Source organism: Furfurilactobacillus milii (genome assembly GCF_009863985.1).
Lineage (GTDB): Bacteria > Bacillota > Bacilli > Lactobacillales > Lactobacillaceae > Furfurilactobacillus > Furfurilactobacillus milii_A.
On sequence record NZ_WEZT01000004.1, the window covers coordinates 121543 to 146033 of the forward strand.

A 24491-nucleotide genomic window follows, 5' to 3' on the forward strand; every position below is an offset into this window, starting at 1 on the left:
TGGATTTTTAGGAACTCCATGAAAATTTTATTTATTTCATGAAGTGAAGATCTTTGACATATTGTTTTCCAGCGACTAGGTCATACTGAATGAGTTTATAGTCGTTGAGCAAACGCTTTTGAGAAGCAGTTAATTTTGAAGAACTGACACGTTGACTATTCTTATTTACCATCAAGCCGTCTGCTGATTCTTCATTATCCATTGCAGTTGCAGGCAGCTTATCAGCAACATTCGTGATTAAGGCATAATAGGGCGAAACTTTTTGATTCATTTGTCTCAGCGCTAAAGCGGTAAATACATTTGGACTGATGACTTGTGTATGTTTTGTTTGCTTGCCATAGCTGTACCCGTGTTCTCGCGCATATTTATTGCTGTAAATGAAATAGTCAGTTTCGTGAAGTGGAATGTAGTATTTATTTATATCATCACCAGAATACAAACCAGCTAAATGGTCGCCATACCACAAAACGGTAATAGGTCGATTTATTTTATCTAGTTTGTCTAAAAAAGTCTTTGTAAACTCATCGGTCAAGTGGATACCTTCGATATAGTGGTTGATCTCTGTCTTATTATATTTAGCGGCCTTGCCGTTTGCTCTGTAGTTGTAATGATAATACTTATCGGTGAAGGGAAGGTGATTCTGCATCGTAACAAGACTAATAAATTGACCACTTTGTTGAGCATTTAATTGTGACATAACTTGATCATAGGCTTGATCATCTCCGATTAAATCACTTTTTTGGATTTTTTTATTGTAGGTTAGTTTATTTTTTCCTGTGCCCTCAGTATTTTTGAACGTTTGAAAACCAAATTTTTTATAAACCTGTGTCCGTCTGTAAAAACTACCTGTATAACTGTGAATTGCGTTCCTACGTTGAAAAAGGTCGACGACGGAACGTAGTCTTGGTTGGGAACTAGCTGTGTGAAGGGGACTGTTAAGCTAGAGGCAAAGAACGGTAAGTTAAGGCTGGTGTCGGTCATATATTCCATATTGGCAGTGCCACCTCCATACCCAGAACTGAGCATTAATCCGGACGTACTTGATTGTTTCGTTGTAAGAATGTTTTGTATTGGATTCTTGTTAACACTCATGTTAGGCACCCGAGAAGGGTTAGAAAAGCTTTCACTCAAGATATAAATTAAAGTTTGCTTGTTAATATTTTTATTTTTTCTATGAATATTTATTTTTTTTGATTCTTTCTTGTATCGTTGAACTATTGATTTAATTTTTGCTTCACTATAATCATTTGGTTTATCCATAACTGTGACTTGCAGGTTACTAGCGAACAACATAATTGGCCCATTTCTTTTCGCACCGGTAACCGGATCCCAAAAGTCCGGATCAATATCAAAGGCTCTTGAAATTTTATTGGCTAATGTATTTTGTGAATTAATTTGGAAGAATCCAGTGACGATAAAGACCATGCAAATGACACTTAGTAGTCGGACACCCAAGACTAACAAGCTATTTGAAAATTTAATTGGATGTTTTCTCTCTAACCAGATTGTGAAAGAAATTAGCATCAAAATGCATACGACAATTAAAATTACTAACCAGATAGAAATCATGTTTGTAACTTCGCCTGCATTTGTTGCCAGTGCGATATCACTCGGCAAAAATGGTTCTTGGCGGTAAATCATCTTTTCATGATTTATAAAGCCAAAGAGAAGAACAGAGATTAAAAATAGTGTATTAGCCGTCCAAAAGCGGCCAATAATTGACCATAACGACAAAAGGAAAAAAGATAAGAAAATGAAGGTTGCTAGTGCAACTTTTTTGTTCTTGAATTGTCAAATTAAGTGCAACACTACATTAAAGAATATTTCATAAGGCGTTTTCCATCCGAGACATTTACGGGGACGATTATTCATTTGTTCTGCCAGCTCCTAAAAGATGGGTTTGTGGTAAACACCATTTTAAAGGAAGCTGATCTTTTTTGTCCGAACAGCGTTCGGATTAATTTTACAATCTACCGTTAATCATAATTTTTGTAGACATGTTGAAGTTTCGTCAGGATATTCTCAACTTTCAGATTTTGTCCTAGATTGTATTAACTTAATCGTACAGGGAATGACGAGAAAAGTATCTGTTAATGGCGCAGATTCTTTTGGATCAGGGAAGGACTTATCAGTATTAGAATATGGACTTCAGGGTGTCATCATGAATTGGTTTAGAGATGGGCTTCGGGAAAATCCGACGCTATTGATAGATGGTGCGGCCAATTTTACAGAAGAACAATTGGAAATTCTGTTACGTGATAGTCAATGTGTAGACAAATCCGACAAAGTGTCTGGATGTTAGTCATAAGTGCGTATATGTCTATGTTATGAATTCGCTTTCAGAAATATGCTCACTGTGTAATAAGAGCACGAAATCAATCAAACGTGCTTTTGAAATATTCGGAAGTTGATGAGGAGCAACATTTATCCGGATATTTAAACAAACACAGAAAGGATGTTCTTAAAGTGGAAAGTAAGGAAAAGGTTACGCCAGTTGATACTGCTAAAGCAAATCAAATAACTGGTTTTCAACTTTTCTCGATGACAACGTCGATGGTTATGACCGTCTACGGTTTTGCGGCCTTCGCTAAGCAAGGGCCGACAGCATTGTTCTTCCTGTTTCTTGCCGGTATTTTGTGGTTTTTACCAGTTACAAGAGCTGCCGGAGAAATGGCATCAATTGATGGATGGAGTAAAGGAGGAATCTTTACTTGGTCTCGAACAATGTTGGGCGAGAAGACAGGCTGGGCCGCTTTATTTTATCAATGGATTCATATCACTGTTGGTATGAACACCATGATGTACTTTATCATTGGATGTTTATCGATAACCTTAGATTTACCGATTATCAACAATAATCCAGCAGTTAAATTTATTTTAATGATGATTTTACTTTGGGGCCTTATTCTATTGCAACAAAGGGGTACAAAGGTGACTGGGAAAATTGCGCAATGGTGTTTTTCCTTGGGAGTTATCATTCCAGTATTCTTCCTGTTGATTCTCTTTGTAACTTATTTGGCGCAAGGGAACCCAATGCTGATTCGGATTAATTTTTCTACCATTTTTCCTAAGAGTTGGACAGGTAGCGTATTAGTTGGATTTGTGCCATTTATTTTGGCCTTCGCTGGTGCTGAAGGCTCTGCACCGCATGTTAAGGATCTAAATAAGCCAAAAGTGTACCCCAAGGTAATGCTTGCCTTAGCATTTGCAGCCATTCTTTCAGATATTATCGGATCTATGGCGATTGCGGGCACCATTCCGAATAAGCAAATTCAATTAAGTACAGGTATTGTTTACGCCTATGGTGCACTGGTTAAACGCTTCGGCTTTGGTGTTGTATTTATTGAAAAGCTAACCGGTTTGCTACTAGCCATAGGGGTAACTGGAGAAATTAGTAGTTGGGTTGTTGGTCCCAATGCAGGGATGTTTGAAGCCGCAAAAGCTGGCTTCCTACCACCGCGTTTTTCAAAAGCTAACAAATATGGTATCGAAACCAATGTCATGATTTTACAGGGAGTCATTGTTTCAATCATGGGAGCCTTGTTGACATTTGGTGCTGGTGGCAACAAAGCTAACCTGTCATTTCAAACTGCTATGAGTCTCACAGTTGCACTCTATACGTTGATGTATATGTTAATGTTTGTCAGCTACATCGTCTTACAGCTCAAGCATGATGACTTACACCGAACGTTCTTTGCCTCTAGAAGTAAGACATTACGCCTTATTTATGGAACTTTAGGATTTGTCCTTTCAGCATTTGGTTTTGTCGTTACGTTCTTTCCACCAGCAGCATTATCTGCGGCTTCGAAACATACGTACATGGTGTTGCTGCTAAGCGCATTTGTCGTTGTGTTCTTTATTCCATTCATTTTATACGCTTATCACAAACGATGGGCATCAGAGCTTGGTATTGATATTGAAAATCAATCCGTAAAGACAACAGCAACGGAAACCGAACACGCAGGTACTTCAGAACAACATAACAACTAGATTTAAAAGAAAAGGAGAAAATCATATCTTGAATAGATATGACGGTGACAAATTATGGATAAAAACATTGAACTTGAAGAATCCTTTTTAGGTAGCGTTGAAGCAGGAAAGTCATTGCCAACGGATACGTTACCTGAAGAACCGATGGATGCAGATATTGCCGAACAATTGGTCCAACATTATCGTTTGAACGAAGCAAAGGCTAATCAAAACTTGGCGACCTTTTGTACTACACAGATGGAATCACAAGCAGACAGACTGATGACTGATGCACTCAATACTAATGCAATTGACAAATCTGAATATCCTAAGACAGCGGCTATGGAAAGTTACTGTGTTAGCATGATTGCACATTTATGGCATGTCGGTGAAGGCAAGAAGATGTATAAAGACTTTATTGGTACATCAACCGTTGGTTCCTCAGAAGGATGCATGCTTGGTGGATTGGCTTTACTGATGTCATGGAAAAATCGTGCCAAGGCTGCTGGCTTTGATATTGAAGATTTGCATGTTCACAAGCCTAACTTGGTTATTATGTCTGGCTATCAAGTTGTTTGGGAAAAGTTCTGTACCTACTGGAATGTTGATATGCGTCAAGTACCGATTGATCAACACCACATGTCACTAGATAGAGATCACGTTATGGATTACGTTGATGACAACACAATTGGAATTATCGGAATACAAGGCATCACGTACACAGGGGCCGTTGATGACATTGAAAAGTTGGACCAATTGGTTACTGAATATAATAAAACGGCTACACTTCCAGTTCGAATTCACGTTGACGCCGCTTTTGGGGGCTTGTTCGCACCATTCGTTGATGGATTTAAACCATGGGATTTTCGTTTGAAGAATGTTGTCTCAATCAATGTCTCAGGACACAAGTATGGCATGGTTTATCCTGGTATTGGTTGGGTCGTATGGCGTGAAAACACCACTGATGTTTTGCCTAAAGAAATGCGATTTGAAGTTGCATATTTAGGTGATAAAGTCGACTCGATTGCAATCAACTTCTCACATAGTGGCGCACATATTACCGGTCAATACTATAATTTCATTCGGTTTGGTCTAACCGGATACAAGGCAATCATGAACAATGTTCGCAAGGTTTCCCTAAAGCTGACTGACGAACTGAAAAAGTTTGGAATTTTTGAAATTTTAAATGATGGTTCCCAATTACCAATCAATTGTTGGAAGTTAAAGGATGGCTTAGATCAAAATTGGGACTTATACGATTTGGAAGACGCATTGGCTAAGTACGGTTGGCAAGTGCCGGCATATCCACTTCCTAAGGACCGTGATGATGTTATCATTAGCCGAATTGTTGTCCGTCCTTCCATGACCATGACAATCGCGGATGATTTTATCGATGATTTGAAATTGGCTATCAACAATCTTAACAAAGCCAAATTGGTTCATTCTGATCCAGAAACAGCTAAGACAAACGATACAGTGGCGTCACATTAATTACCTAATTAAATAGCGACCTCTCTAACTGAGAGGCCCAATACATAAATGAGGAAAGGGGCTTTAATATGCCAAAAGAAACACATAGAAATGTCAGAGTGAGATATGCACCGAGTCCTACTGGATTTTTGCACATTGGGAATGCGCAATCTGCCTTATTCAACTTTCTTTATGCGCGTCACTTTAATGGGACGATGGTACTACGGATTGAGGATACTGATGTAAAAAGGAATGTTCCACACGGTGAAGACAGTCAAATCGACAACTTACACTGGCTGGGAATTGATTGGGATGAAGGACCGGATAAGCCCAATCCAAAATATGCGCCATACCACCAAACGGAACGTATCGATTTGTACCATAAATATATAGAACAGCTGTTAAAATCTGGGGCAGCATATAAGGATTACACAACTGAAGAAGAGTTAACGACTCTTCGCGATGATCAACGGGCACATAATATTGCACCACATTATGACGGTCGATGGTACAATCGCAGCGTTGAGGATCAAAAAGAGGCTGAAGCCAAGGGGTTAAAGCCGGCGATTAGATTACATCTGCCAGCTAATCATGTTTATGAGTGGGAAGATATCGTTAAAGGCCATGTTGAATTTAATTCAGACAACATGGGTGGTGACTTTATCATTGAAAAAAGCAATGGCATACCGACGTATAATTTTGCCGTTGTTATTGATGACTATTTAATGGACATCACTGATGTCCTGCGCGGCGACGATCACATTGCTAATACGCCTAAGCAAATTGCCGTTTACGAAGCTTTAGGAATTGAACATCCAAACTTTGGTCATATTACTTTGATTTACAATCCTAAGACACGTAAAAAGTTGAGTAAGCGTGACAAAGAAACGCTACAGTTTATTAGCCAATATAAAAATGAAGGATACTTGAGTGAAGCAATTTTTAACTTCATAACATTTCTCGGTTGGTCCCCAGTTGGAGAGAAAGAAATTTTTAGTAAAGAAGAGCTGATTAAATTATATGATCCAACAAGAATGTCTAAATCTCCCGCTTATTTTGATCAACAAAAATTAGATTGGATGAATGCAGAATATATTAAAGCCCTTAGCATCGAAGATTTGGCTAATAGATCAATGTCGTTAATTAGCGAAGGGCAAAGTGAAATTGCTAAAAAAGTTCAATCTCTTGCATTGCCAAATCTAAAGGAATTCGTGAAACAAGTTGGTAAAATATATCAACATGATTTGCATAAATTAACAGAGTTGCTTAGCAAGGTCTACTTTTATGCTAATATTCAAAATGAAAGTATTGATTACACTCAATTGAATGCTTTTGATAAGGAAGAAGTTGAAAAAGTTCTTAAGGGATTTAGTTTCGAATTAGACAAATTGACTTCAACATCTTCGATGCCTGCAGAAATTGATTATAACGAATTGATAAAAAAGGTAAGATTAACTATGGGTGTATCTGGACGAGCTCTATATATGCCGCTGAATGTTGTTTTTACTGGTTTTCAATCTGCTCCTCAAATTGATGAAATTTTACAATTGTATTCATTTAATACAATTAAGCACTTGAATTGTCAAATTAAGTGCAACACTACATTAAAGAATATTTCATAAGGCGTTTTCCATCCGAGACATTTACGGGGACGATTATTCATTTGTTTTCCTTTCATGATTGTTTTCGCAAACATCATTTTACAGAAATTTGGCCATGGGCCATTCTTTATTTAATTAGTGTTGCACTTAAAGTGTAAATTCAAGTTCAAAAAAAGCCACTTTACCGCTCTCAGCGGGCTCATAACTTGCCATGCCTGAACGAGAAGAAGTAAGATGATTTCAGCAATAATGCCAAGTATAAAATAAAGTTTCGTCTTTTTATTAGTTGATGGTATCATTTGCTTCTCCTATAAACTAAACGTATAAAGCACTATATTAGTAGCTAATTGTTTGTAACAGTTACTAACTAACACGCTTAGTTACCCTTTTATGTAAATTTATTAATGGTCATGATATCATTAAAATTTAATTTTGTATCTAAAACATACGTTCGATATGATGGTGCGATGCTGTTGATTTTGGTATACTTGAACTACTGAATTTTTACGAGAGGAAGGCACATTTTCGTGAGCGCAACCACATTATTAGCAGGACTAAACGACAAGCAGCAGGAAGCTGTTCAGACAACAGAGGGGCCATTACTGATCATGGCTGGTGCTGGATCAGGGAAAACCCGAGTGCTGACACATCGTGTTGCTTATTTGATCGAAGAAAAAGCCGTTAAGCCGTGGCATGTGCTGGCGATTACGTTTACCAACAAAGCTGCTCGCGAAATGCGTGAACGAGTGGCTAAGCTTTTAGGCGAAAGTGGAGAAGATGTTTGGGTTTCCACGTTCCATGCTCTGTGTGTCCGAGTATTGCGTCGTAACATTGACCGAATTGGGTTTAACCGCGCATTTACCATCACTGACACTAGTGAGCAACGGACGTTGGTTAAACGAATTTTGCGAGAACAGAATATTGATCCCAAGAAGTACGATCCGCGTTCACTGTTGGCTGCAATTTCGAACGCTAAAAATGATCTGCAAACGCCAGCTGATTATGTAAAAACTGCGAATACACCGTTTGAACAAATTACAGCAACGGTTTACGAAGATTATCAACGTGAACTCAAGGCCAACCAGGCCCTCGACTTTGATGATTTGATTATGCTTACGATCGAGCTATTTGATAAGGTGCCTGATGTGCTGGAAGGCTATCAACGCCGGTTTGAATACATTCATGTGGATGAGTATCAGGACACCAATAATGCCCAGTACAAGTTGGTCAGCATGTTAGCAGCTAAGTCGCACAATCTGTGTGTTGTCGGGGATGCTGATCAGAGTATTTATGGTTGGCGTGGTGCTAACATGAACAACATTCTGGATTTTGAAAAGGATTATCCAGAGGCGCAAACCGTTATGTTGGAACAAAATTACCGCTCAACACAAACCATTTTAAACGCCGCCAATGAAGTGATTGAAAATAATGTTATTCGTCGGAAAAAGAATTTGTGGACGGATAATGGTAGTGGGGAAAAGATTTCTTATTACCGCGCACAAAGCGAACGTGATGAAGCGCATTTTGTGGTGGCTCAAATCGAGACACAAATGCGAGAAAATCACCGGGACTACGGTGACTTTGCTATTCTGTATCGGACTAATGCCCAATCGCGAACCATTGAAGATGCGTTGGTTAAAAGCAATATCCCTTATAACATGGTTGGCGGACATAAATTCTACGACCGTAAGGAAATTCGCGATGTGTTGGCCTATTTAACATTGATTGTCAATCCACAAGATGACATGAGTTTCGAACGAATTATCAATGAACCTAAACGTGGTCTCGGCAGTGGCTCAGTTGAAAAATTGCGGGAATTTGCAAACTTCAACAATTGGAGTTTGCTGGAAGCAGCACAGAACGTCACGATGGCAAACAATGTCCCGAGTCGTGCACGGAACAGTTTTGATGAGTTTGGCCAGATGATGGCTGAACTGACCAAAATGCGTGAATTTGTCTCAGTTACGGACTTGACGGAACAATTGCTAGATAAAACTGGTTATTTACCAGCACTTAAAGCGACTCATTCACTAGAGGATGAGGCCCGTGTTGAAAACTTGCAGGAATTTCTGTCAGTCACAAAACAGTTTGATGATTCCTATGAACCAACAACCGCTGTGCCGACTGACGTTGAAGCGGCTGATCAACCCGTACCTGAAGGTAGCGGTGACAAGTTTGTTGATTTTCTGGCTGACTTGGCCCTTGTTTCGGACTTGGACGATGTTGACGAAGAAAACAATCAAAATGTCACGTTAATGACGTTACATGCTGCCAAAGGACTTGAATTTCCAGTTGTCTTTTTGATGGGACTTGAAGAAGGTATCTTCCCGCTTTCTCGTTCTGCTATGGATGAGGATGAATTGGAAGAAGAACGGCGGTTGGCTTATGTTGGGATTACGCGTGCTAAACAAAAATTGTACATGACGAATGCATTTTCACGCCTATTGTATGGTCGTGTTCAAAATAACCCAGCGTCCCGCTTTGTAGAAGAAATTAATCCGGATTTGATTCAGAGCGAAAACCATAGTGCTGGCAGTTTAACAGCCGGAGGACCGAAAACACCATTTGATAGACGCACAGAATCCGCTTTGTCCACCACTTACAAACGCAAACCAGTTGGCACCAAGTCGACGAAGGTTGAGCGGTCACAGGGAACGGGGGCTGACCAAGTTAGTTGGGCTGCCGGCGATAAGGTGACCCATAAGAAGTGGGGCGAAGGCACCGTTGTGAAGGTTAACGGCCAGGGTGAGGATGCTGAATTAGACATTGCTTTCCCAGAGCAAGGCATTAAACGGTTGCTGGCGGCTTTTGCCCCAATTACAAAGGCTTAATTCTCCGTTTAGTTGATGGTTAATCAAAAGTTTTAGCGAGTTTGGCATCTGTGTCTAGATACACGCGCAAATCGAGAGAGGAGTGTTAAAGCATGGCAGATCAACCAGTATCGGAACTAACAACCACACAGGCTAATCAAGAAGCTACACAACTGCGTGAACAGTTGGATTCATGGCGAAAAGAGTACTATGTGCAGGATGCACCAACGGTTGAGGATCACACATATGATATGCATTATCAACGATTGTTGGATTTAGAAGCAGCGTTTCCTGAGATCGTAACGCCTGACTCACCGACACAGCAGGTTGGCGATGTGACACTGCCTGGTTTTAGTAAGGTGACACATACGGTACCAATGCTGTCGATGGGGGACGTGTTCTCGGTTGAAGAACTGGCCGAATTTGATGCCCGTACGAAGCAAAATTTAGGGCAAGATGAACTGGAATATAATTGTGAACTTAAAATTGATGGGTTGGCGATTTCGTTAGTTTATGAAAACGGTAAGTTTGTTCAGGGTTCCACGCGTGGTGATGGTAATATTGGCGAGGATATTACAGCTAACTTGAAGACCATTAAGTCAATTCCAATGACATTGACCGAGCCCCTCTCCATTGAGGTTCGGGGCGAATGCTACATGCCTAAAGCGTCGTTTGCAAAACTAAACGAACGTCAGGAAGCTGAAGGGAAAACGCCATTTGCCAATCCGCGAAATGCGGCCGCTGGTTCATTAAGACAACTGGATCGAAAGGTGACGGCAGATCGTAATTTAGACACGTTTATCTATTACACATCAAGCTTTGAAGCTCTCGGTGCGTCCACCCAAAGTGAAGCACTGAAGCGTTATCAGGAACTCGGTTTCACCATCAACCCACATTCTCGCGTGTGCCACAATATGGATGAAATTAAAGCTTATATTGACGAATACACTGGTCAACGTGAATCGTTAAGCTATGGCATTGATGGCATTGTCATTAAGGTTAACCCTGTCTCCCAACAAGATGAGTTGGGAAATACTGTCAAAGTGCCGCGGTGGGAAATTGCCTACAAGTTCCCGCCAGATGAACAACAAACCGTGGTGCGTGATATTGAATGGACAGTCGGTCGAACGGGCATTGTCACGCCAACGGCAGTGATGGATCCTGTTCAATTGGCTGGAACAACAGTTGCGCGCGCTTCGTTGCACAATCCTGATTATTTAAATGAAAAAGGGGTGCGGGTCGGCGATACAGTTACGTTGCATAAGGCCGGTGATATTATCCCTGAAGTCGGCGAAGTCATCATGGACAAACGGCCCGCAGATAGTGTGCCTTACCCGATTCCAACGCAATGTCCATCTTGTGGTAAAGACCTCGTTCATATTGACGAAGAAGTTGCACTGCGTTGTATCAATCCTAAGTGTCCAGCTCAGGTCACAGAAGGGTTGACTCATTTTGCTTCTCGTGACGCGATGAATATCGATGGATTAGGACCCTCTTTAGTTGCTCAATTGTACAATCGTGAAATGCTTAGTGATGTAGCTGGTCTTTACCATTTGAAGCATGATGAATTGTTAACTTTAGATAAATTTGGTGATAAATCAGCCACAAACTTATTGACAGCGATTGACAACAGCCGCAATAATTCTTTGGAGCGGTTATTGTTTGGTCTAGGCATTCGGCATCTTGGCGCTAAGGCTGCTCGGCAAGTTGCGGAGCACTTTAAGACGATGACAGCAGTTATGACAGCATCCGCAGACGACATTGCGGAGATTGATGGCATGGGGCTGACTATCGGCGATGCGGTAGCACAATACTTCAGTACCGAGGCTGCTCAAGAGCTAGTCAATGAGTTGGTCGCTGCCGGCGTTAACATGACGTATGATGGCCCTGATACAGTAGCTGCGGCGGATGATCCATTCTTCGGTGGCAAACGGGTAGTGTTGACTGGTAAGCTAACACAGATGACCCGTGCCGATGCGACTGCATGGTTAACCGCTCACGGCGCCAAAGTTTCTAGCAGTGTTTCTAAGAATACAGACTTACTTATTGCCGGTGATGATGCTGGGAGCAAGTTGGCGAAGGCAACACAGCTGGAAATTGAAATTTGGAACGAAGATCGATTCGCACAAACGATGGCTGAGGATAATTAACAGTACAGACTAGCTTGACCTGTTTGTATTGATCCCAGCAGGGAGGATTTGGATTAAGGTGAAAAAGTTTCGTATTGTGGCCGCATTGTTATCTACCATGATGTTATTGGCAGCCTGTGGTAACCTCGACAGCACATCAAGTAGTTCGACAACGCCGACTACCAGTAAAAAGAAGGTTCAAACAACTGGTCAAACCAACAGCAATAATTATCAAGGTGTCATCAAGGATGGGCATTATTTGACGAGTGCCGCCCGTGGTGTCACTAATGATCAAGACAATAACACCATGAACCTGAAGAGTTTCGAAAGTGGCTTATTAAATGTCTCTAAGAAGGAATTTAAGCCAAACAAGTATATTTTTCAGGAAGGTCAGTATTTGTCTACCTCAACTGTTCAAAAGTGGGTTGAGCGTAAGTCAAACGATAATCCTACGGGATTAAACCCTGTTGATAACGGTCAAAAGGATGCCAATAAACGGAATCCGCTGTATCTACAGACTATTGAAGAACAGGATTACATGACCCAGGATGGCGATAATTTATCCTTGTCTGGGATGACTATCGGAATCGGTTTAAATTCGGTTGACTACTACACCAAAGAAAAATATGGTGCCCAGTACTCGACAAATATTTCCGATGAGCAAATGACAACCCAAGGCCGTGCAATTGCAGCAGAAGTATTAAAACGCGTGCGTGCGACTAAGGGCGTTGGCAAAGATGTGCCAATTGTGATTGCTTTGTACAAGCAGGCTTCTGATGACAGTTTGGTTGGTGGCACGTTCTTTTCATATAGTGTTAATGACGGGAACAATATCAGTTCCTGGCAGAACATCAATCAACGTAACGTGGTCTTCCCGTCTGCTGGCGGCTCCAGTACGTCAGGCACCAGTAATGATGAGAGCAACTTTGAAAACTTTAAGACTCAAATTCAAAACTTCTTCCCAAACCTCAGTGGTGTGACCGCTCAGGCACAATACCAGGACGATAATTTAGCTGGTATGAATGTCACGATTACAACGCAATTTTATAGTCAAACAGAGATTATTAGCTTTACCCAGTACCTGGCCCAAGTAGCGCCGAAATACTTGCCGTCAGGGGTACCAATTGATATCACGGTTCAATCAACGGATGGCGTGCAGTCGTTCCTGAGTCGTGATTCTGGGCAAACTAAGTTTTCAACACATGTTTTTGGATCCTATTAACAAAAATGAATAATTGACCAACCGCCACAACACAGAACAAATCCTGTGTTATGGCGGTTTTTGTATTGAAGTGACAGAAAGATCATTAAGTTTGCGTTAGGCTATTTTATTTTCGATCGGCAAATTCTATAATTAATTCGAACAAAAAACTCAAAGTGATTGCTTACAATGGTAGTGGTCGAATACTAACATTGTGAGGAGAATTACTTTGAGCTTTATCCTTAGACCTAATTAATCATCGACCATTAAAAACGCTTGATCATCATACTGCCATTGAGTTTTTCAATCGGTGTTCGAATTAAAGTTGTAATTTGCCGATCAAAATGGCTAAAATGAGTTGGTGGTTCCAGATTATAAAAGTCGAGGTAGTTTTACGATGAATGCGAACACAAAAACTAAGGTCAGTCGGGCAGGCATTTTTATTACGTTGGGGATCGTCTACGGAGATATTGGTACTTCGCCATTGTATGTTATGAAAACGATTCTTGGCGATAATGGTGGACTGTCCACCACGACGCCTGAATTAGTGATTGGGAGTATTTCGCTTATTTTTTGGACAGTGATGTTACTCACGACTGTGAAGTATGTCCTTATTGCACTTAATGCCACCAACCATGGTGAAGGCGGCATTTTTGCACTTTATACACTGGTAAGACGTCAAGCTAAGTGGTTACTTTATCCGGCATTGATTGGTGGCGCTGCATTGCTTGCCGACGGGATGCTGACACCAGCTGTGACAGTGACAACCTCAATTGAAGGACTAAAGGGGATTGTTTTTCATCATTGGGAACCCGTTCAAGATCAGGCTGACGTCATTTTTATCACCGTTGTGATTTTATCGATTTTATTTGTGATTCAGCGCTTTGGGACCAAAACGATTGGGCATGCGTTCGGTCCAATTATGACCCTTTGGTTTACGTTTATTGGTGTCGTTGGTTTGGTGAATTTGTTGCCAGACCTTGCCATTTTAAAGGCATTAAATCCTTACTATGCGATTAGCGTGCTGACGAGCCCAGATAATAAGGTTGGCATTTTTATTCTTGGGAGTGTCTTTTTGGCAACTACTGGGGCCGAAGCGTTGTATTCAGATGTTGGTCATGTTGGAAAGGCAAACATTGATGCAAGTTGGCCGTATGTTTTTGTATGTTTAATGCTTAACTATTTTGGCGAGGGCGTTTGGGTAATTCAACACGCACACGAGACCAATTTGGGACAAGCAGTGGACTTTAATCCCTTCTTTGAACTTTTACCTGGCGACTGGCGTTTTGTTGGCATTGTGCTGGCAACCTTGGCTGCCATTATTGCATCGCAAGCGCTGATCACTGGATCGTACACTTTAGTTGCAGAAGCAGTCCGGTTAAAATTATTACCACGATTGAAAATTAATTACCCAACGCTTCAGCATGGGCAAATATATGTACCGGCCGTGAACGGCATTTTGTGGATTGCTTGTGTCGGAATAGTTTTCTTTTTCAGAACTTCTGCGCATATGGAAGCCGCGTATGGGTTAGCCATTACTGTGACAATGTTGATGACGACACTCTTGCTGTTCCAGTATTTACGGTTACGGCATGTGAACGTTGTGTTGACTTGGTTGATGGTTTTATTCTTTGGTAGTTTGGAAACCATGTTCTTCCTGTCATCGATGGTTAAATTTGTTCATGGTGGTTACGTGACAGCCATTTTGGCCGGTTTGATTTTGTGTGTGATGTTTATTTGGTATTACGGCAATAAAATTCGTGATCGCGATGAGTTTGAGTCCGGTTATGTGGATTTAGATGATTATAAAGACCAGTTAGTTGCGCTGAGCAAAGACGAAAATTACCCAACGTTTGCAACCAATTTAGTTTACATGGCTAAGGTAAAGCCAGGCCATATGATTAAAAAAGAAATGCTCTATTCAATTTTGGACAAACGTCCGAAACGTGCGCAGGCATATTGGTTTGTGACGGTTAACGTTACAGATGAGCCATACACAGCTAAATATGATGTCGATATGATGGGCACGAATAATGTTATTAACGTTCAACTTTACCTTGGGTTTCGTCGTGAACAACGAGTGAATGTTTATCTGCGGGCGATTGTTCACGAGCTAATTGAGAGCGGTGATTTGCCGGCCCAACCGCAAACTTATACGATGCAAAAGGGTCGCAATGTTGGGGACTTCAGTTTTGTTGTCATTCAAGAAGAACTGTCACCAGAAACACGAGTCAAACCATTTGACCGCTTTATTATCCAAGCACGGGTGACCCTTCAAAATTGGACGAGTACGCCTGCAACATGGTTTGGACTGGAATTTTCGGATGTTGTTGTCGAGCATGTGCCACTGATTCTCGGACGCCGGCGTCGGCCATTTTTACGGCGCATCAAACAACAACATACGGATGGCGCAGATCGACAGTAGCCAAGTCAAGATGTGTTTGTTGAAAAAATTAATTATGACAATTAAGGGGCTGGATAAGCCATTATTTTTGTCGCGATTATTTAGAGAAGAACACAAACTTACCGCGCTTTGTCGTATAATATTAAAGATAGTGACAACTTTTTACAGAAAGAGGGATGGGCATGGCAGAAGAACCAATTTCACGTGCTGAAGTTGAGCACGTTGCCGAACTGGCAAAACTTTCGTTGACCGATGAACAGGCCAGCAAGTTTACTAGTCAACTGGACGAAATTATTACCATGATTGATGGTTTGAACGAGGTCAACACAGATGATGTGAAGCCGACAACCAACATGGCCGACGCGACTGCAATTTTACGTGAAGACGTTGCAGTGAACGCCCACCAAAAAGATGCGTTAATTAACGAAGCTCCTGAAACCGAAGATGGTTTTATTAAGGTGCCCGCAATTATTGACGAAAGTGAGGACGCCTAATGACACAACAGTTTGATAATTTAACTGAGCTTCATCAAGCGCTCGTTAATAAAGACTTATCTGCCACTGAATTAACGCAACAAACGCTAACTAATATTCATGATCATGAAGACGCATTAAATGCTTATGTGACGGTGAACGATGATGAAGCATTGGCACAGGCTAAACAGGCTGATGAAAGCGGAATTGATGCAGATAACGTCTTTTCTGGTGTGCCAGTTGCATACAAAGATAACTTAACGACTAAGGGCTTGCTGACAACAGCCGCTTCTAAAATTCTGTACAACTTTAAACCTGTATATGATGCAGACGTTGTGACGCGTTTGCGCGCTGCTGGCGCCGTTACAATCGGGAAAACCAACCTAGATGAATTTGCCATGGGTGGCTCGACTGAAACATCTTACTTCGGGACCGTTCATAATCCTTGGGATACAACTAAGGTGCCTGGCGGTTCTTCGGGTGGTTCTGCAGCTACGGTAGCTGCCGGCGATGTGCTAGCTGCTCTGGGTTCTGACACTGGTGGTTCAATTCGCCAGCCGGCTGCTTTCAACGGAATCGTTGGTTTGAAGCCAACGTATGGCCGTGTTAGCCGTTGGGGATTGATCGCGTTTGCGTCATCATTAGACCAAATTGGTCCAATGACCCAGAACGTGACGGATGCCGCTGCTATGATGAATGTGATTGCGGGTCGCGATGAACGTGATGCCACTTCATCTAGTAAAGAAGTGCCGGATTACGTTGCTGGTCTGTCTGGCGACATCAAGGGCTTAAAGATTGGTGTGCCTAAGGAATTCCTTGGTGACGGAATCGATGAAGGCGTTCGTGATCAGATTAAGACTGCGATTAAGAAACTTGAAGCCTTGGGTGCAACGGTGGATGAAGTTAGTTTGCCACACAGTACCCACGGGATTCAGGCTTACTACATTCTTGGACCGTCTGAAGCTTCGTCAAACTTACAGCGGTTTGACGGAATTCGTTATGGATACCGCACACCAAATGCTAAGAATTTGGAAGAACTGTACGTTAAGACCCGTTCCGAAGGATTTGGTGACGAAGTTAAACGGCGGATCATGTTAGGAACCTTTGCATTATCTGCTGGTTCATTTGATGCGTTCTTTATGAAGGCTGCTAAGATTCGGACACTAATCATTGAAGACTTTAAGAAAGTGTTCGCTGATTACGATGTCATTGTCGGACCAACTGCACCAACACCGGCCTTTGGTATCGGTGCTGAAACTAAGGATCCGATGACGATGTACATGAACGACATGTTGACGGTTCCTGCTAACTTGGCTGGTCTGCCTGCTGTTTCAGTGCCTGCTGGCTTGGTAGATGGTCTACCGGTTGGTTTACAAGTCATTGGCCGTCCATTTGATGAAAGTCGCGTTTTGAACACAGCATTTGCGTTCGAACAGAACACGACATTCCACGAATTGAAGCCATCAATGAGCAAAGGAGGGCGTGCTTAATGAATTTTCAAACGACGATTGGACTAGAAGTCCACGTTGAACTTAAAACGAATTCAAAGATTTTTAGTCCGTCACCCGTTGAGTTTGGTGACAACCCTAATGCCAATACTAATGTGATTGACTGGGGATATCCTGGTGTCTTACCAACGCCCAACAAAGGGGTAGTGGAATACGGTATGCGTGCGGCTTTGGCCCTTCATGCCAAGATCAATCAGCATACGCACTTTGATCGGAAAAACTACTTCTATCCAGATAACCCAAAGGCTTACCAAATTTCACAATCAGATGTGCCGTTAGCCCAAAATGGTTGGATTGAAATTGACGTGGACGGTAAGAAAAAGAAAATCGGAATCGAAGAGATGCACATTGAGGAAGATGCCGGTAAAAACACGCATAATCCTAATGGGTATTCCTACGTCGATTTAAACCGTCAGGGGACACCACTGATTGAAATTGTGTCGAAACCTGACATTGCTTCACCTGATGAAGCCTACGCTTACCTTGAGACTTTGCGTCAACGAATTCAGTTTACCGGTGTTTCTGACGTGAAGATGGAAGAAGGTTCCATGCGTGTCGACGTCAACATTTCGATTCGCCCTTATGGAACGGACAAGTTCGGGACTAAGACGGAACTGAAAAACTTGAACTCCTTCAACTATGTGAAGAAGGGCCTTCAGTTTGAAGAACAACGTCAGCAACGTGTCTTATTGTCTGGCGGTCAAATTCAACAGGAAACACGTCGTTACGATGAAGCTTCTAACGAAACTATTCTAATGCGTGTTAAGGAAGGTGCGGATGATTACCGTTACTTCCCAGAACCAGATATTCCTAACGTTGAAATTGCGGATGACTGGATCAAACAGATCGAGGAAACAATGCCAGAAATGCCAGAACGTCGTCGTCAACGCTATGTTGATGACCTTGGCTTGACTGACTATGACGCCATGGTGCTGACACAGACCAAGGAAATGTCTGACTTCTTTGAGGCGGCTGTGGCACAAGGTGCAGATGCTAAGTTGACATCAAACTATCTGCAAGGGGACGTTAACGCTTATTTGAATGATAACCATTTGGATCTGCAAGATACGAAGTTGACGCCAGACCACTTGGCCGGCATGATTAAGTTGCAAATGGATGGTACGATTTCATCCAAGATGGCTAAGAAGGTCTTTAAGGCGATTATGGATGGTGAGGAACCAAATGATTATGTCAAAGCACATAACCTGGTTCAATTGTCAGATCCAGCTCAATTGCAGCCGATTATCGATGGCGTGTTGGATGCTAATGCCCAATCGATTGAAGACTTTAAGAATGGTAAAGATCGTGCAGTTGGCTTCTTAGTTGGTCAGATTATGAAGCAAACACACGGGCAGGCCAATCCGAAGATTGTTAACAAGTTGTTAATGACTTCATTGAATGCACGTTAAACGATTGTTATTTTAATCAGAAGCGGTTAAAATTAAACCTCGTTGTGAACCTTACAACGGGGTTTGTACATAGCATTAAAATTATTAAACGGAATGACTAAGACAGTTTGCAGTGGAGGCAATGAAACATGGGACAACGCGCACGGGTCATCTACAACCCAACGTCAGGACGCGAAGCACTTAAAAGAGATTTAATCGATATACTGAACGTCTTTGAACAGGCCGGTTACGAGACTAGTGCGTATGCGACCACGGCAGAGCCGGATTCAGCTAAAAATGAGGCGCACCGTGCTGCTCTTGAAGGCTTTGACCTAGTGGTGGCAGCCGGTGGTGACGGTACGATTAACGAAGTCGTCAACGGCATTGCTGGACTTGAGAAGCGACCTAAAATGGCGATTATTCCAGCTGGGACCACTAATGACTACGCTCGCGCGTTACGAATTCCACGTGATGCACCGTTGGATGCCGCTAAAGTTGTGCTTAAGAACCAAACCGTTAAGATGGATATCGGTCAGGCTGGCGAAACGTACTTTATCAACATCGCTGGTGGCGGCTTGCTGACTGAATTGACTTATGATGTTCCTTCCGATATGAAAACAATTTTTGGTTACCTTGCGTACTTGGTTAAGGGTGCTGAATTATTGCCGCAAATTAAACCGATTCAAATGTCGATTGAGTACGACGATGGTAAGTTCGAGGGCGAAGCTTCGATGTTCTTATTGGGACTGACGAATTCAATCGGTGGGTTCGAACAAATTGTGCCTGATGCATCGCTTGATGATGGTAAATTCAGTTTGCTCATTGTCAAAACGGCCAGCATGCCACAACTGTTGCGGCTGATGACATTAGTCTTAAACGGTGGTCGACACATTAATGATCCATTGGTCATTTACAAGAAGACCAGCAAAGTGATTGCCAAGCCACTTAACTCCGATCGAATGATGATTAATTTGGACGGGGAATACGGTGGTGACGCGCCGATGACGTTCATTGATCACAAACAGCACATTGAGATGTTTGCTGATTTGGATGCGATTCCTGATGAACAGTTGACCGGTGAGGACCGTGCCATCGAAGAAGATGCCCGGAAGTTTGTTGAGGAAGTTGACAAGTTGCCAGAAGGTCAGACAGACGACAACAAAAAATAGTGATGTATCTCAGCAGCGGGTTTGCTTAAATGCGGATCCGCTGTTTTGTACTTCTTTTAAGTGAGTTGGCATGCTATACTAGTTTGGTTCGAAAATTTTACAGCGGACTGTTTTTGTTCGTTTGAAAAATTCCGTTGAGTGACCGTCGCAAAAGTCGAAAGGAAATAATTAATGAAATTCAAAGCACCAGTTGCTAAAAACCAAGAGTATACAGGCGATATTATCGACCTGACCTATCAAGGGATGGGTGTCGCTAAGATAGAAGATTTTCCAATCTTTATTACGAACGCATTGCCTAATGAAAAGGTTGTATTTGCAGTAACCAAAGTGGCGAAAACATACGCTTTTGGTCGAGTCGTTAAATTTATCGAAAAGAGCCCGCAGCGAGTTGATAGTGTCAATGTGACTTACACTCAAACTGGGATTGCGCCCCTGCAACACTTGAGTTACGAAGGTCAATTGGCCTTCAAACAACACCAAGTGGTTGAATTGTTAAAGAAGGCACACCTGGATATTGATGTTGCCAAGACGGTGGGGATGGAGACACCTTATCATTATCGTAACAAGGCTCAAGTACCGGTTCGTGAGATCAATGGTCAAATCGAAACTGGTTTTTACAAACGTGGCTCTCACACGGTTGTGCCAATTGAGGATTTCTATATTCAGGATCCTAAAATTGACGAAGCCATTATTGTCGTGCGTGATCTCTTACGTCGTTTCCATTTGGATGCGTATGATGAAACTAACAACACCGGTGTGATTAAAACCATCATGGTGCGTCGAGGCTATTATAGTCACGAAATGATGATTGTCATTGTTACGCGGACACATAAATTGTCGATGGTGAATGAATTAGTTGCTGAAATCACGAAGGCTTTGCCAGAAGTGAAGAGCATCATTCAAAATGTTAATCCACAACAAACGAACGTATTGTTAGGTGACACGGATCGAATTCACTTCGGTAGTCCAGTGATTCATGACCAATTGATGGGGTTGACGTTTGAAATTTCAGCTCACTCATTCTACCAAGTTAACCCACAGCAAACGGAAAAACTGTATCAGTTTGCAATCGACAAGGCACAGTTAACGGGTGAAGAGACTGTCATTGACGCCTACTGTGGTATCGGCACAATCTCTTTGGCGGTGGCTAAGCATGCTAAACATGTGTATGGTGTTGAAATGGTTAAAACGGCCATTAGTGACGCCAAGACCAATGCTAATTTGAATCACATCGATAACGTTGACTTTGTTGTCGGCAAGGCCGAAAACCAAATGGCACGGTGGCAAGAGGCCGGTTTGAAGGCGGACGTTATTATGGTTGACCCACCACGTAAGGGCCTGGCACCAGAATTCATCGAAGCTGCCACGGCCGTTAAACCGAGTCGCGTTGTCTACGTCAGCTGTAACCCAGCAACGTTGGTTCGTGATATTCAAGTGTTCATGGATCACGGCTATCACGTTGATGGCGACATTCAGCCAGTGGACCAGTTCCCACAAACAACTAGCATTGAATGTGTTGTCAGTCTGGTGAAGGACTAATTGAATACTGACAAATGAAAAATGGCAGTTCAACAATTTGTTGGGCACTGCCATTTTTCATTTGCATTACGATAATAATAGATGATTAGAATCTTGTTGACTGTGAATAATACGCAATCAATCTCTTTGGAATTATGGAGAATATTTCCTATTAATTAAGTTATCATTAGAAAATGCCTTGACTTTAATGAAAATCGAGTGTAAATTCAAGTCATTGAAAACGTATCGATGAGAAAAGTAATCTTTAACCAACGAGATAGAGAGCTTGCAGGGTGGGAACAAGTCACGCGGTGAAAGATGAACAATGGCCTCTAAACGGTGCCGCTGAACCTTAATGGTAAAGTGACAACGACCAGCAGTCGTTATCCTGCTACCGTATGAAATGTACGGGATAAGGTTACAAGTGTGAGCTTGTGATAAAGATAAGGTGGTACCGCGAACGGTAGCTTCGTCCTTTTTGTAGGATGAAGCTACCGTTTTTTGTCGATTATCAAATGCAATTAAAAAGAAGGAGTGTCATACATGACAGTTATTAGTAGCAATCTTGGTTACCCGCGGTTAGGGGAAAAACGTGAATGGAAAAAGACGTTGGAACACTATTGGGCAGGCAAAATTGATGAACCGGAATTCCATGCAGAAACGAAAGCATTGCGTTTGGCTAATTTGAAAAAAGAACAGGCAGCAGGTTTGGATTTAATTCCGGTTGCCGATAATTCAGACTATGATCATGTGCTGGACACGATTGCGGCTTTTGGCATCATGCCAGAACGCTACGGTAGCTTCCACAAGCGGTTAACGTTGGATGAGTATTATGCCATCGCACGTGGAACAAAAAATGCCGTGGCGTCAGAAATGACGAAATGGTTCAACATCAATTACCACTACATCGTGCCAGAATATGACCAACCTCATTTTGAATTATTGGATAATCGTTGGTTACGCTTCTACAACGAAGCCAAAACTGAATTAGGAATTGATGGAAAACCAGTTATCCTTGGTCCAATTTCGTTGTTAAAACTGGGCAAACGGAATGGTGATTACCTAGGCGCAGATGCTGTTGATGAATTACTGCCACAATTATTGCCACTTTACGAACAAGTCTTTACCGAATTGGCTCAGGCCGGTGTTAAGTGGGTTCAGGTGGACGAACCAACGCTGGTTAAGGTTGCGACGGCAGCAGAAGTTAAACCTTACGAAACGGCCCTAAACGCACTTCGCAAAGCGGCACCATCAATCAACATCGAACTGCAAACGTACTTTGACAGCATTGATCCTTATGAAGCTGTTACCAAATTACCCGTTCAGGCAATCGGACTCGATTTTGTGCACGACAACGGTGAGAACTTACAGCACGTGCTCAAGGACGGTTTTCCAAGCGACAAGGTATTAGCTGCTGGTATTATCGACGGTCACAATATTTGGACAAGTAATTTTGCTGACAAACTGGCCTTAATTAAGAAATTGCAGGGTGTCGTTGACAACAATCATCTTTGGTTACAACCTGCTAACTCATTACTTCATGTACCAATCACGACAAAGAATGAAACGAAGATCGATCCTGTGTTATTAGGTGGGTTAGCCTTTGCTGATGAAAAGCTACATGAACTGACGGTTTTGACTAAGGCCGCTAATGAAGGTCAACAGGCTGTTGCCGAAGAATTCGCCAAGAATGTTGCCGCACTCAAGGCGTTAAATGAATCTGAACACCGGAACAACGCTGAGGTCCGTGCTGCGGAGGCCAACTTGGCCAACGAAACGTTTGAACGGCACAGTGCATTTCCAACGCGGATTGCACTGCAACACAAGAAGCTGCAATTACCGTTATTGCCAACGACAAGTATTGGCAGTTTTCCGCAAAGCAAATTGGTTCGCTCCAAACGGGCTGCCTGGCGGAAGGGCAACATTACGGATGCCGAATATGAAGACTTCATCAAGTCTGAAATTAAGCGTTGGATTGGTATTCAAGAGGACCTCGGACTGGACGTATTGGTCCACGGCGAGTTTGAACGGACCGACATGGTTGAATACTTTGGTCAGAAATTAACGGGCTTTTATGCGACGCAAAATGGCTGGGTTCAATCGTACGGTTCACGTGGGGTACGGCCACCAGTAATTTTCGGTGATGTCGCTTACACGAAACCAATTACAGTTAAGGAAAGTGTCTACGCACAAAGTTTGACGGACAAACCTGTTAAAGGGATGCTCACGGCACCATTAACGATTATTAACTGGAGCTTTGTCCGTGATGACATTAGTAAGGCCCAGGTTCAAAACCAAATCGCATTAGCGCTGCGTCAAGAAGTGATTAACTTGGAAAAGGCTGGCATCAAGATTATTCAAGTTGACGAACCTGCGTTGCGTGAAGGTCTGCCACTAAAGAAACGTAACTGGAAGCCATACTTGGACGAAGCAGTTTACTCATTCAAGATTACGACGACTGGTGTTCGTGATGACACCCAGATTCACACGCATATGTGTTATTCAGACTTTGAAGACATCATCGACACGATTAGTGCACTTGATGCGGATGTGATTTCGATTGAAACATCCCGGAGTCACGGTGAAATCATTAGTTCATTTGAAAAGACACACTATGATAAAGAAATCGGACTTGGTGTTTACGACATTCACAGTCCACGGGTACCTTCTGTTGAAGAAATTCAGGCAAACATTGAGCGGGCGTTACGTGTTATCGACGTTCATCAATTCTGGATCAACCCCGACTGTGGTTTGAAGACGCGTCAGGAACCGGAAACGCTGGCAGCCTTAAAGAACATGATTGCTGCACGTGATAATGTTCGCGCTAGTTTAGCGGAACCGACAAAGTAAT

General features: G+C 42.3%; 16 protein-coding genes. 14 read left to right on the forward strand and 2 right to left on the reverse strand.

What is annotated here, in order from left to right; translation table 11 throughout:
* Positions 1-31 precede the first annotated feature (31 nt).
* Both GB992_RS02585 and GB992_RS11705 read right to left on the reverse strand, forming a co-directional pair.
* Entirely contained in the window at positions 32-862 is an 831-nt protein-coding gene (locus GB992_RS02585) for a sulfatase-like hydrolase/transferase (protein ID WP_347877365.1), read from the reverse strand.
* Complete coding sequence (locus GB992_RS11705) at positions 760-1641, reverse strand: sulfatase-like hydrolase/transferase (RefSeq protein WP_238331026.1); 882 nt, start codon at positions 1639-1641, stop codon at positions 760-762. The genes GB992_RS02585 and GB992_RS11705 overlap by 103 nt, the downstream gene beginning before the upstream one ends.
* A 520-nt stretch (positions 1642-2161) precedes the next feature.
* Here GB992_RS11705 and GB992_RS02590 point away from each other — a divergent pair.
* The 14 genes from GB992_RS02590 (at position 2162) to metE (ending at position 24490) form a co-directional block, all read left to right on the forward strand.
* Entirely contained in the window at positions 2162-2302 is a 141-nt protein-coding gene (locus tag GB992_RS02590; protein ID WP_161001077.1) for a hypothetical protein, read from the forward strand.
* Between the two features lie 164 nt (positions 2303-2466).
* Positions 2467-3990 carry an amino acid permease gene (locus tag GB992_RS02595; protein ID WP_161001078.1) on the forward strand — a complete coding sequence of 508 codons (1524 nt, stop codon included), beginning with the start codon at positions 2467-2469 and terminating at the stop codon, positions 3988-3990.
* Between the two features lie 54 nt (positions 3991-4044).
* Positions 4045-5460, forward strand: coding sequence for a glutamate decarboxylase (gad, locus tag GB992_RS02600; protein ID WP_161001079.1), 1416 nt, complete (start codon positions 4045-4047; stop codon positions 5458-5460).
* A 68-nt stretch (positions 5461-5528) separates the two neighbouring features.
* Positions 5529-7061: a glutamate--tRNA ligase gene (gene gltX, locus GB992_RS02605; protein ID WP_161001080.1), complete on the forward strand. Its 1533-nt coding sequence runs from the start codon at positions 5529-5531 to the stop codon at positions 7059-7061.
* Positions 7062-7567: 506 nt separating this feature from the next.
* Positions 7568-9871 (forward strand): DNA helicase PcrA, encoded by a 2304-nt coding sequence (gene pcrA, locus GB992_RS02610; RefSeq protein WP_161001081.1) that lies wholly within the window; start codon positions 7568-7570, stop codon positions 9869-9871.
* A gap of 92 nt (positions 9872-9963) precedes the next feature.
* A complete protein-coding gene (gene ligA, locus GB992_RS02615) occupies positions 9964-12000 on the forward strand; it encodes an NAD-dependent DNA ligase LigA (RefSeq protein ID WP_161001082.1) in 2037 nt (678 codons plus the stop codon).
* A 58-nt stretch (positions 12001-12058) separates the two neighbouring features.
* Positions 12059-13201: a CamS family sex pheromone protein gene (locus tag GB992_RS02620; protein WP_161001083.1), complete on the forward strand. Its 1143-nt coding sequence runs from the start codon at positions 12059-12061 to the stop codon at positions 13199-13201.
* Positions 13202-13577: 376 nt separating this feature from the next.
* Positions 13578-15605: a KUP/HAK/KT family potassium transporter gene (locus GB992_RS02625; protein WP_161001084.1), complete on the forward strand. Its 2028-nt coding sequence runs from the start codon at positions 13578-13580 to the stop codon at positions 15603-15605.
* Between the two features lie 161 nt (positions 15606-15766).
* Complete coding sequence (gatC, locus tag GB992_RS02630; RefSeq protein ID WP_161001085.1) at positions 15767-16078, forward strand: Asp-tRNA(Asn)/Glu-tRNA(Gln) amidotransferase subunit GatC; 312 nt, start codon at positions 15767-15769, stop codon at positions 16076-16078.
* A complete protein-coding gene (gene gatA, locus GB992_RS02635; RefSeq protein WP_161001086.1) occupies positions 16078-17547 on the forward strand; it encodes an Asp-tRNA(Asn)/Glu-tRNA(Gln) amidotransferase subunit GatA in 1470 nt (489 codons plus the stop codon). Before gatC ends, gatA begins: the two co-directional genes overlap by 1 nt.
* Positions 17547-18974: an Asp-tRNA(Asn)/Glu-tRNA(Gln) amidotransferase subunit GatB gene (gatB, locus tag GB992_RS02640; RefSeq protein ID WP_161001087.1), complete on the forward strand. Its 1428-nt coding sequence runs from the start codon at positions 17547-17549 to the stop codon at positions 18972-18974. The genes gatA and gatB overlap by 1 nt, the downstream gene beginning before the upstream one ends.
* 128 nt (positions 18975-19102) lie before the next feature.
* Positions 19103-20122: a diacylglycerol kinase gene (locus GB992_RS02645; protein ID WP_161001088.1), complete on the forward strand. Its 1020-nt coding sequence runs from the start codon at positions 19103-19105 to the stop codon at positions 20120-20122.
* A 171-nt stretch (positions 20123-20293) separates the two neighbouring features.
* Positions 20294-21661 (forward strand): 23S rRNA (uracil(1939)-C(5))-methyltransferase RlmD, encoded by a 1368-nt coding sequence (gene rlmD / locus GB992_RS02650; RefSeq protein ID WP_161001089.1) that lies wholly within the window; start codon positions 20294-20296, stop codon positions 21659-21661.
* 522 nt (positions 21662-22183) lie between these two features.
* Positions 22184-24490, forward strand: a complete 2307-nt coding sequence (metE, locus tag GB992_RS02655; RefSeq protein ID WP_161001090.1) for a 5-methyltetrahydropteroyltriglutamate--homocysteine S-methyltransferase — start codon at positions 22184-22186, stop codon at positions 24488-24490.
* Position 24491 lies beyond the last annotated feature (1 nt).